The sequence below is a fragment of the Moraxella caprae DSM 19149 genome (assembly GCF_000426885.1).
Classification (GTDB): domain Bacteria; phylum Pseudomonadota; class Gammaproteobacteria; order Pseudomonadales; family Moraxellaceae; genus Moraxella; species Moraxella caprae.
Map to the genome: position 1 here is coordinate 1 of NZ_KE384587.1, position 10383 is coordinate 10383.

8 protein-coding genes and 2 pseudogenes are annotated in these 10383 nt (G+C 40.7%); 4 read left to right on the forward strand and 6 right to left on the reverse strand.

Annotation, left to right across the window (positions count from 1 at the left end; all coding sequences use genetic code 11):
- From K941_RS0114070 to K941_RS16230, 6 genes and pseudogenes are all read right to left on the reverse strand, one after another.
- A pseudogene (locus K941_RS0114070) lies at positions 1 to 233 on the reverse strand (transposase family protein); the annotation flags it as partial.
- A gap of 164 nt (positions 234 to 397) precedes the next feature.
- A pseudogene (locus tag K941_RS16975) lies at positions 398 to 646 on the reverse strand (transposase); the annotation flags it as partial.
- A 378-nt stretch (positions 647 to 1024) separates the two neighbouring features.
- Complete coding sequence (locus K941_RS0114075; protein ID WP_036388662.1) at positions 1025 to 1246, reverse strand: DUF2788 domain-containing protein; 222 nt, start codon at positions 1244 to 1246, stop codon at positions 1025 to 1027.
- A 68-nt stretch (positions 1247 to 1314) separates the two neighbouring features.
- On the reverse strand, positions 1315 to 2508 hold the full coding sequence (gene ubiM / locus K941_RS0114080; protein WP_036388664.1) for a 5-demethoxyubiquinol-8 5-hydroxylase UbiM: 1194 nt from the start codon (positions 2506 to 2508) through the stop codon (positions 1315 to 1317).
- Between the two features lie 27 nt (positions 2509 to 2535).
- A complete protein-coding gene (locus K941_RS0114085) occupies positions 2536 to 2973 on the reverse strand; it encodes a hypothetical protein (RefSeq protein WP_029104084.1) in 438 nt (145 codons plus the stop codon).
- Positions 2974 to 3157: 184 nt separating this feature from the next.
- Positions 3158 to 4198: an FAD:protein FMN transferase gene (locus K941_RS16230; protein WP_051226118.1), complete on the reverse strand. Its 1041-nt coding sequence runs from the start codon at positions 4196 to 4198 to the stop codon at positions 3158 to 3160.
- Positions 4199 to 4399: 201 nt separating this feature from the next.
- Here K941_RS16230 and cas12a point away from each other — a divergent pair, with 201 nt between their 5' ends.
- The 4 genes from cas12a to cas2 are packed head-to-tail and all read left to right on the forward strand — an operon-like array spanning position 4400 to position 10103.
- A complete protein-coding gene (gene cas12a / locus K941_RS0114095; RefSeq protein WP_036388671.1) occupies positions 4400 to 8194 on the forward strand; it encodes a type V CRISPR-associated protein Cas12a/Cpf1 in 3795 nt (1264 codons plus the stop codon).
- A gap of 46 nt (positions 8195 to 8240) precedes the next feature.
- Entirely contained in the window at positions 8241 to 8795 is a 555-nt protein-coding gene (cas4, locus tag K941_RS0114100; RefSeq protein ID WP_084137798.1) for a type V CRISPR-associated protein Cas4, read from the forward strand.
- 13 nt (positions 8796 to 8808) lie between these two features.
- Positions 8809 to 9837 carry a type V CRISPR-associated endonuclease Cas1 gene (gene cas1 / locus K941_RS16235; RefSeq protein WP_051226119.1) on the forward strand — a complete coding sequence of 343 codons (1029 nt, stop codon included), beginning with the start codon at positions 8809 to 8811 and terminating at the stop codon, positions 9835 to 9837.
- Positions 9834 to 10103, forward strand: coding sequence for a CRISPR-associated endonuclease Cas2 (gene cas2 / locus K941_RS0114110; RefSeq protein ID WP_029104087.1), 270 nt, complete (start codon positions 9834 to 9836; stop codon positions 10101 to 10103). Before cas1 ends, cas2 begins: the two co-directional genes overlap by 4 nt.
- Positions 10104 to 10383 lie beyond the last annotated feature (280 nt).

A 10383-nucleotide genomic window follows, 5' to 3' on the forward strand; every position in this document is an offset into this window, starting at 1 on the left:
TGGATGCCAAAGTCAGCGGCTATCTGCTCATAGGTGCGATATTCTTTAAAATACTGTAAGGTTGCCATTAACAAATTGGGCATGCTGATTTTAAGTTTTCTACCGCCTCTTTGATGTACAGCAGCTTGTGCTTGCTCTAAACAAGCAAGCATTTCATTAAAAACCCTGCGTTCAATGCCAACTAAGCGTTTGAATTTGGTGTCGGATAGGTGTGTGGAGGCTTCGTAGTTCATTGGGGTATTTTAGCATAGGAAGGGTTTTGCAGGAGGTCTAGTTAAAAAATCCACTTAGTAATTAAGTGGATTTTTAATAACAATAATGGCTAATATAAAATAAAACCCATTCAAAACTTTGAATGGGCTTGGAAAATTAACGCACGCACACTTCAAATTTGGCATTAATCACTAAACCTCTCTCCAAACCACCCCAACTCAAAATTATAAATCGCAGAAATCAGATTCGCTCTCAATCCAAATTTTTTCCTGCGATTGCGGTAGCGACATGATAAGATGTTAAAACGCTTGAGCTTTCCAATGACGTGTTCATTGGTTACTCGCTTAGATGATAACATGCGATTTGTTTTTTTATCTGCTTTGGTTAAAGGTTTAAGTTTTGTCTTTTTCTTTGGTAATTGGCTATTTGCATGAGTGCTGTCGCCTTTGCTTTCTTACTTGGCAAAGCAAAGTCTTGGGCGATGTGAAATTGACTGCGGTATTGTTTAAGGTTATCACAAGTTTACTCTCTAGGCTGATTTTGGCTTTTCTACCACCTTTTTATGTTGTTCGCTGTAGGCTTCTTGGAGTATTGTAAGCATATGTTGATACATGGTTCTTTTTACGCCAAAGCATCGTTTAAACCCACTGTCGCTTAGTTTTTTCAGTTTGCTTGGGTGTCATGTCTTGGCTTTTTAGGTTAAATGGGTATTATGGCATGTTTACTCTGGGGTTTGGAAAAGAGGTCTAATAATATATGGTGTAGGGACGTGCCGAGTACGTCCTTTGATGCTGTTGTTTTGGGTATTACCCTAAATAAACCACGTCTTTAACACAAACTCAATCACGATTTTTAATAAAAAGCCGACAAACCCCGCCCCCAATGCCACAAAAATCCAAAACGTCCCTGCCCTGCCTGCATTGGTGCTTTTTGCCATATCCCACATGATAAAAAACAAAAAAGCAATGAACGCAGGCAGTAGCCCATACAGTCCAATCTTGACAATCAGTCCTTCGGAAATGGCAACAATCATAAAAACACCTGTGGATGAGTGAGTAGAATAGTCTATTATAACATAACTTGATAAGATGGCGGTATGGCTTATTTACCCGTCAGTTGCCCTGCTATCCACCGTTTGACAGGCGGTAGATGGTTACTCACTCGCAGGGTCAAGTCCCGCACCGTTTGCATGGGCGTGCTGTCATCGGTAAACATTTTTACCATCAAGTTGGTGCCGTGATATAGGGGGCGGGTGCGGGTTTGGTGGCGGACGTTGTATTTTTGTAGTAGGGCAGGGCTTGCGATGTCTTGCCCTTTGGCGTGAGCGTCTAGGATAAGCGTGGCTAGCATGTTCGCCCCCATAAGCCCTAGGTTGAAGCCATGAGCGGTCACAGGGTGCATGCCCACCGCACTGTCACCCACCAATGCCGAGCGGGTGGAGACAAAGGTTTTGGCGTGTACGCCCATGAGTGGATAATGGTGTACGGTGCCCGCTAAGGTCAGCTTGCCCAAGCGGTCGCTCATCATCCGCTGAACTTCTAAGGCAAGCTCATCGGCATTCATGGTAAGCAGGCTGTCGGCTTGGGTATTATCTAGCGTGATGACGCAGTTGGTCAGATGGTCGTGTAGGGGCAGTAGAGCGAGCGTTCTGCCGTACAAAAAGCACTCTCTGGCGGTCGCTTCGTTGGATAAAGGGTGTGATACCCGAAAGACGATGACCGTCCGCCCAAAGTCGTTCATCTCGGCTCCGATACCGAGCTTTTTACGCACAAAGGACAAACGGCTGTCCGCTCCGATGAGCAGGTTGGCGGTCAAGGTGCGACCATCTACTAGGGTTACGCTCGCCCCTCGGCTGTCGGTTTTGATGTCTTGGATGGCTTGTTCGGTTAGGATTTGTACATTGGGCAAATCCTTGACTTCATCATAAAAGGCTTGTCTGATGTTATGGTTTGAGATGAGATTGCCCAAGCGGTCAATGCTGGTGAGCAGGTTCAAATCTTTTGGCACTTTAAAATGCAAGGCATAATTAAAATCGCCATTATAAACCTTAGCATCAGCAAGTTTATAAATCTCATCATCGGGTATGCGTTGCCATGCCCCTAGGTTTAGCATAATCTCCCGTGAGCGGTGAGTCAAGGCAATCTCACGCCCGTCATAAGCAGGATTTGCGATGGTATCTAAGGGGGATTTTTCGATGATGGTTACGGTCAAATCCACGCCCTTAAAATGCCGTGCAAACGCAAGACCTGCAGGCCCTGCCCCGATGATGATGATGTCGCTGTGTGCTGTGTTCATGATAAGCCTTATGATGGTGTGGGCGGATTATTGGTGGTTGGCAAGTTCGTTTTTTAGGGCGGTTTTTAGCCAGCCCTTTAGATCGTCAGAGACCTGTGCCATGTGTTCGCCCAAAAAGTCGTCAATTTGCTTGCTAAGCTTGTCCGTAATGCGTGCTTCTAAGGCATCCAAATCCTTGGGGTGTAGCCGTTGTGTCGGGGTGGATGTCTCGGCAAATAGGGCTTGGGACGCCTCTAAGTTGTGAATGATACGGGCAGGGATGGGCGTGTCATCTCGGTGGATAAAAAACAAATCTTCAACGGTCTGCCCAAAATCGGCATGGTTAAACTCAAACTCGTGAGCAGGCGTGCTACCATGGAGCATGTCAATGATGTCATCAAGCTCTTGATGAAAGGCGTTTTTGACGGCGGTGGGGGTGGCGTGCCAACGCTTGGTAAATTGGGGGCTGGGCGAGAATGTGGTCATGATTATCCTTGTGGGGTTTTATGCTAGGGCGTGTTGAACGTTGGTATTTGCCATTTTTCATGCAAAAATTGATTTAAAGCGTTAAATTTCATCATATTTTTAATAATATTATCAATGTTCAACACGCCCTATTGTAATGTAAATTGGTGGATTTTTAAAGGCAATACTACCAAAGAGTTGATGGTTAATTTTTACCCTGTTGTTCAAAGGCGATAAAGCCTTGGCTTTTATGGATTTGCCAGTTGTCGCCATCTTTGATGATAAATAAGGCGATGATGTCATTTTCATCGGCAAGTCTGATGGCATCATCTTGGGGTATGGCGGTCAAGGCGGTTGCCCAGCCGTCCGCCAGTGCGGTGGTGCTTGCGATGACAGTTACGCTTGGTACGCCATTTTCCACAGGGCTTGCGGTGTGGGGGTTGATGGTGTGGCTGTATGTTTTGCCGTCATAGTCAAGCGAGTTGCGGTAGTTGCCTGATGTCGCCATGCTTTGTCCTGATAGGGCAAGGGTGGTCATGATTTCACGGTTGGTGGTGGTGCTACCCATGATGGGCTTGTCAATGGCGAGCGTCCACGGCAGTCCCTTGTCATTGACTCCGCCTGTGGCGATTTCTCCGCCAATCTCTACCATGTAGTTGGTGATGTTGTATTTGGATTTTAGAACGTCTGCTATCGTATCCACGCCATAGCCTTTGGCAATTGCCGAAAAGTCAAGCCCCACGCCATCCGCCGTTTTGGATAATTCATTGCCATTTAGCACGATTTTGTCAAGTCCGATGGTATCACGCACAGCTAGGATTTCGGTGTCAGTGGGTGGATTTTGTAGGCGTTCTACACTCATCTTTGAGCCAAAGCCCCACAGCTCCACAAGCGGGTAAACAGTCGGGTCAAAGCCGTGGTGCGACTTTTCATAGATGAGTCTACTATCGGATAGCACTTTGATAAAATCAGGGTCGATCTGTATCGTCTGCCCTGCACTTAGGGCGTTAAATTTACTAATCGTACTGTCGGCTTGATAAGTGGACATGCTGTCGTTTATCTCATCAAGGCGGGTGTCTATGCTTGCCTGTATCTCATCGGCGGTCGCCCCTTTTGGTAATTCAAAGGCGATGTGATAACTTGTCCCCATCGTCTGCCCGTCTATTTTTTGGTAAGTGGTGGGCGGTGTAGGGGTACAAGCGGATAAAGCAAGGATGGATAATGGGATAAGATATTGATATTTCATGATTTTTGCATATTCTCAATCTACAAACAGTAGAAATTAGCGGTGTCGTTAGACGGCTAAAATTATAACACAACACATCATAAAATGATATCCTTATCATATAGCATATTCTCATAAAAAAATATTGACAAGACAAATCGCCTTTTATAAAATACAACTGTACCAAAACAGTACCTAGCCATCACCGAACGGAGATTTTTCATGTTATTTCAAGACTTTACTCATCTATACCCCTTATCAAAAACCATGCGTTTTGAATTAAAGCCCATTGGCAAGACATTAGAGCATATCCATGCCAAAAACTTTTTGAGCCAAGATGAGACCATGGCGGACATGTACCAAAAGGTAAAGGCGATACTGGACGATTATCATCGTGATTTTATCGCTGATATGATGGGCGAAGTTAAGCTAACTAAGCTGGCAGAATTTTATGATGTGTATTTAAAATTTAGAAAAAATCCCAAAGACGATGGATTGCAAAAACAGCTAAAGGACTTGCAAGCAGTTTTAAGAAAAGAGATTGTGAAGCCCATCGGTAATGGCGGAAAATATAAGGCGGGTTATGACCGCTTATTTGGGGCAAAGCTTTTTAAGGACGGCAAAGAGCTTGGTGATTTGGCGAAATTTGTCATCGCCCAAGAGGGTGAGTCATCGCCAAAGCTTGCTCACCTTGCCCATTTTGAGAAGTTTAGCACTTACTTTACTGGTTTTCATGACAACCGCAAAAACATGTACAGCGATGAGGATAAACACACCGCCATTACCTATCGTCTGATTCATGAAAACTTACCACGCTTTATTGACAACCTACAAATACTGGCAACCATCAAACAAAAGCACTCGGCGTTGTATGACCAGATTATAAATGAGCTGACTGCGAGTGGCTTGGATGTGTCGCTGGCAAGTCATCTGGACGGCTATCACAAGCTTTTAACCCAAGAGGGTATCACGGCTTATAATACCCTGCTTGGCGGTATCAGTGGCGAGGCAGGTTCTCGCAAGATACAAGGTATCAATGAGCTTATCAATAGTCATCACAACCAACATTGCCACAAATCCGAACGTATCGCCAAATTACGCCCCCTACACAAACAAATCCTAAGCGACGGCATGGGTGTGTCATTTTTGCCAAGCAAATTTGCCGATGATAGCGAGATGTGCCAAGCGGTCAATGAATTTTACCGCCATTATGCTGATGTTTTTGCCAAGGTGCAAAGCTTATTTGATGGGTTTGATGACCATCAAAAGGACGGCATTTATGTTGAGCATAAAAATTTAAATGAACTATCCAAGCAGGCATTTGGTGATTTTGCCTTGTTGGGTCGGGTACTGGACGGCTATTATGTGGATGTGGTGAATCCAGAGTTTAATGAGAGATTTGCCAAAGCCAAAACCGACAATGCCAAAGCAAAACTGACAAAAGAAAAAGACAAATTCATCAAAGGCGTGCATTCCTTGGCAAGCCTTGAGCAGGCGATAGAGCATTATACTGCTAGGCATGATGATGAGTCTGTGCAGGCAGGCAAACTTGGACAGTATTTCAAACACGGTCTGGCAGGCGTGGATAATCCAATCCAAAAAATACACAACAACCACAGCACCATTAAGGGTTTTTTGGAGCGTGAACGTCCAGCAGGCGAGCGAGCATTGCCCAAAATTAAGTCAGGCAAAAACCCTGAAATGACACAGTTAAGACAGCTAAAAGAGCTGCTAGACAACGCCCTAAACGTGGCGCATTTTGCCAAGTTATTAACGACCAAAACCACGCTAGACAACCAAGACGGCAATTTTTATGGTGAGTTTGGGGCGTTGTATGATGAGCTTGCCAAGATTCCCACGCTTTATAACAAAGTGCGTGATTATCTATCCCAAAAGCCATTTAGTACCGAAAAATACAAATTAAACTTTGGCAATCCGACATTATTAAACGGGTGGGATTTGAATAAAGAAAAAGATAATTTTGGGATTATCTTACAAAAAGACGGCTGTTATTATTTGGCGTTATTAGATAAAGCTCATAAAAAAGTATTTGATAATGCTCCAAATACAGGCAAAAATGTTTATCAAAAAATGATTTATAAATTATTGCCCGGACCTAATAAAATGCTACCCAAAGTATTTTTTGCCAAGAGTAATTTGGATTATTATAACCCTTCTGCTGAACTACTGGATAAATATGCACAAGGCACGCACAAAAAAGGCAATAATTTTAATCTAAAAGACTGCCATGCGTTGATTGATTTTTTTAAGGCGGGTATTAATAAACATCCAGAATGGCAACATTTTGGTTTTAAATTTTCACCAACCAGTAGCTATCAGGATTTGAGTGATTTTTATAGAGAAGTCGAACCACAAGGTTATCAAGTAAAATTTGTGGATATCAACGCCGATTATATTAACGAGCTGGTTGAACAAGGTCAGTTGTATTTATTCCAGATTTATAATAAAGATTTCTCGCCCAAGGCTCACGGTAAGCCCAATTTGCATACTTTGTATTTTAAGGCGTTGTTTAGCAAAGATAATCTTGCCAATCCAATTTATAAATTAAATGGCGAGGCACAGATATTTTATCGTAAGGCGTCTTTGGATATGAATGAAACCACCATTCATCGTGCAGGCGAGGTATTAGAAAATAAAAATCCTGATAATCCCAAAAAGCGTCAATTTGTCTATGACATCATCAAAGATAAACGCTATACCCAAGATAAGTTTATGCTACATGTGCCTATTACCATGAATTTTGGTGTACAGGGCATGACGATTAAAGAATTTAATAAAAAAGTTAATCAAAGCATACAGCAATATGATGAGGTAAATGTCATAGGCATAGACCGTGGCGAGCGACATTTGCTATATCTGACAGTGATTAATAGCAAAGGCGAAATCTTAGAACAGCGTAGTCTCAATGACATCACTACCGCATCGGCAAATGGTACACAAATGACCACGCCTTATCATAAGATACTGGACAAGAGAGAAATAGAACGCCTAAATGCTCGTGTCGGTTGGGGTGAGATTGAGACCATAAAAGAGCTAAAATCCGGCTATCTAAGCCATGTGGTACATCAAATCAGCCAGCTTATGCTTAAATATAATGCCATTGTGGTGTTAGAGGATTTAAATTTTGGGTTTAAGCGTGGTCGCTTTAAGGTGGAAAAACAAATTTACCAAAACTTTGAAAACGCTCTAATCAAAAAGCTAAACCATTTGGTATTAAAAGATGAGGCAGATGATGAGATTGGTTCATATAAAAATGCCCTGCAATTGACCAATAATTTTACTGATCTAAAAAGCATTGGCAAACAAACAGGCTTTTTATTCTATGTGCCTGCATGGAATACCAGTAAAATAGACCCTGAAACGGGCTTTGTGGATTTGTTAAAACCACGTTATGAAAATATCGCTCAGTCGCAAGCGTTTTTTGGTAAATTTGATAAGATTTGTTATAACGCAGATAAGGATTATTTTGAATTTCATATTGATTATGCCAAATTTACTGACAAAGCCAAAAACTCTCGCCAAATATGGAAGATTTGCTCGCATGGCGATAAACGCTATGTGTATGATAAAACCGCCAATCAAAATAAAGGGGCGACAAAGGGTATTAATGTTAATGATGAATTAAAATCGCTATTTGCTCGTCATCACATCAATGACAAACAGCCAAATCTGGTTATGGATATTTGCCAAAATAACGATAAAGAATTTCATAAATCGCTGATATATCTGTTAAAGACATTGCTTGCATTACGCTATAGTAACGCCAGTAGCGATGAAGATTTTATTCTATCGCCTGTGGCAAATGATGAGGGTATGTTTTTTAATTCGGCATTGGCGGATGATACACAGCCACAAAATGCGGATGCCAATGGGGCATATCATATCGCATTAAAGGGTTTGTGGGTGCTAGAACAAATCAAAAACAGCGATGATTTGAATAAAGTCAAACTTGCCATTGACAATCAAACATGGTTAAACTTCGCTCAAAACCGCTAATTGCCAAAAGCTCAGTTTCGGCTGGGCTTTTTATTTGGGAGATAGTATGGAATATCATACGTTAAATATCAGTCAATTAAATGATTTTATTTTTTGTCCCTATTCTATTTATCTACATAACGTCTATCAGGCATTGGATGATGATACATATCATGATACGCCACAAGTCAAAGGGAAAATCGCTCATGAGGGCGTGGATAATGGCACATACAGCACCAAAAAGACCGTTATCACTGCCATGGCGGTGCATTCGGATAAATATGGTTTGACAGGTAAAATTGACCAATATTTTGCCGATAGCAAAAAACTCATCGAACGCAAACGCACGATTAAAACGATTTATGACGGTTATAAATTACAGCTTTATGCCCAGTATTTTTGTTTGGTAGAAATGGGGTTTGAAGTGGATTATTTGGGTTTTTATTCAATGACGGATAATAAAAGCCACGCTTTGGCGTTGCCTGATGATAAGATTATTGATTGGTTTGAAAATCATTTGTATAAAATACGCCATTATAATCCCATGACTGATGATATTTACATTAATACCAATAAATGCACTCATTGTATTTATCAGCCTTTGTGTGATAAGACGGACTAAATAAGGACAATCTATGCTTAGCATTTCGGACATCAAAGAAAAACAGATGATATTATTAAATAACTTGAAGGGCGGCTATCATCTTTGTATCTCGCAAGGCAATATCATCATCAAAAACAAAGACAGCGATGAGACATTAACCAAAATCACCCGCCATAAAGCCATGGCTCTGATGATTATTGGGTATTGTACGCTGACCAATGTGTTGATTGAATTTTGTCAAAAATATGGCATTGCCTTGATTTTGTTAAATTCAAGATTAAGACCGATTTTATTTGTCAGCTCTTTTGGTGAGGCAAATTATCTATTAAGACAAAAGCAATATGCCGTTGGAAATAATCAAGCCTTAAATTTTGCCAAACATTTCATAGAACAAAAAGCCAATAATTCTATCACTTTATTAAAAGGCATTCGTAAAAAAGACGATGAATTACGCCAAATGATAGAGACATTGGCTGATTATCAAAGGCAGATTGATCAAACCAAACGTTTGGATGAATTAATGGGTATAGAGGGTAATATTGCCAAAAGTTATTTTAAATATCATTTTGGGCAATTAAAACATACCTCTTGGCAAGGCAGAAAACCACGCCTAAAAATAGACCCTGTTAATGTTGTTCTGGATATGGGCTATACGCTATTATTTAATTATATAGAGATAAATTTGAGATTATTTGGTTTTGATGTTTACAAAGGTATGCTTCATCAGCTTTGGTATAAAAGAAAATCTCTGGTATGTGATTTGGTTGAACCATTTCGCTGTATCGTGGATAAGCAGGTATTAACATCATTTAATCTTGGGCAATTTAAAACAGAGCATTTTAATCAAATAAAAATGCAATACCAACTAAAAACTGAACATCAAAGAATTTATAACGCCATTTTAATGCAGGAAATCATCACCCATAAAGTGCCAATATTTGTTTATATCAGGGATTTTTATCGTGCCTATATGAAATATGCTGATAAAGATATGGCGTTTGCCGAATTGGTGTTGATGTTGCCAAGCTTTGACATACAAGCAAATGGAGAAGATGTATGATAATCGTCAGTTATGATATCAGTGATAATAAAGTGCGTGGACGATTTGCCAAATTTTTAATGCAATATGGCGATAGATTGCAATATTCGGTGTATGAAATCCAAAACAGCGAACGCATTTTAAATATCATCACCGAAAAAATAAAAGCAGAATTTGAGCCTTTGTTTACAGGGGCGGACAGTGTCATTATCTTTCGATTTACAGAACGTGAAGTATTAAGGTTTGGCCATGCCAAACATCGCAATGAGGATTTGTTGATTTTATAAAAAGTCTTGGAAAAAATGATGAGGTTTGTTATAATAAGAGAGATAAAGCACGCTCAAATATTTACTTTGCAAACCTCAGTCTTAATGCGTGATTTATCATGTTTTGTCGGTAAAAATGATTATTTTTTGTGCAAAAAACTTGCTAATCTCTCAAAAAATCATTAAAAATACCCCAAAACGGGTCTAACGACCTTTTAAATTTCTACTGTTTGTAGATTTTGGCGACATGGTAAGTAACCTTACTGTCTAACGACCTTTTAAATTTCTACTGTTTGTAGAT

Bases quoted from the DNA above. Each gene is read 5' to 3' on its own strand.
- K941_RS0114075 (WP_036388662.1), bottom strand. From the start codon at position 1,246: ATGATTGTTGCCATTTCCGAAGGACTGATTGTCAAGATTGGACTGTAT.
- ubiM (WP_036388664.1), bottom strand. From the start codon at position 2,508: ATGAACACAGCACACAGCGACATCATCATCATCGGGGCAGGGCCTGCA.
- K941_RS0114085 (WP_029104084.1), bottom strand. From the start codon at position 2,973: ATGACCACATTCTCGCCCAGCCCCCAATTTACCAAGCGTTGGCACGCC.
- K941_RS16230 (WP_051226118.1), bottom strand. From the start codon at position 4,198: ATGAAATATCAATATCTTATCCCATTATCCATCCTTGCTTTATCCGCT.
- cas12a (WP_036388671.1), top strand. From the start codon at position 4,400: ATGTTATTTCAAGACTTTACTCATCTATACCCCTTATCAAAAACCATG.
- cas4 (WP_084137798.1), top strand. From the start codon at position 8,241: ATGGAATATCATACGTTAAATATCAGTCAATTAAATGATTTTATTTTT.
- cas1 (WP_051226119.1), top strand. From the start codon at position 8,809: ATGCTTAGCATTTCGGACATCAAAGAAAAACAGATGATATTATTAAAT.
- cas2 (WP_029104087.1), top strand. From the start codon at position 9,834: ATGATAATCGTCAGTTATGATATCAGTGATAATAAAGTGCGTGGACGA.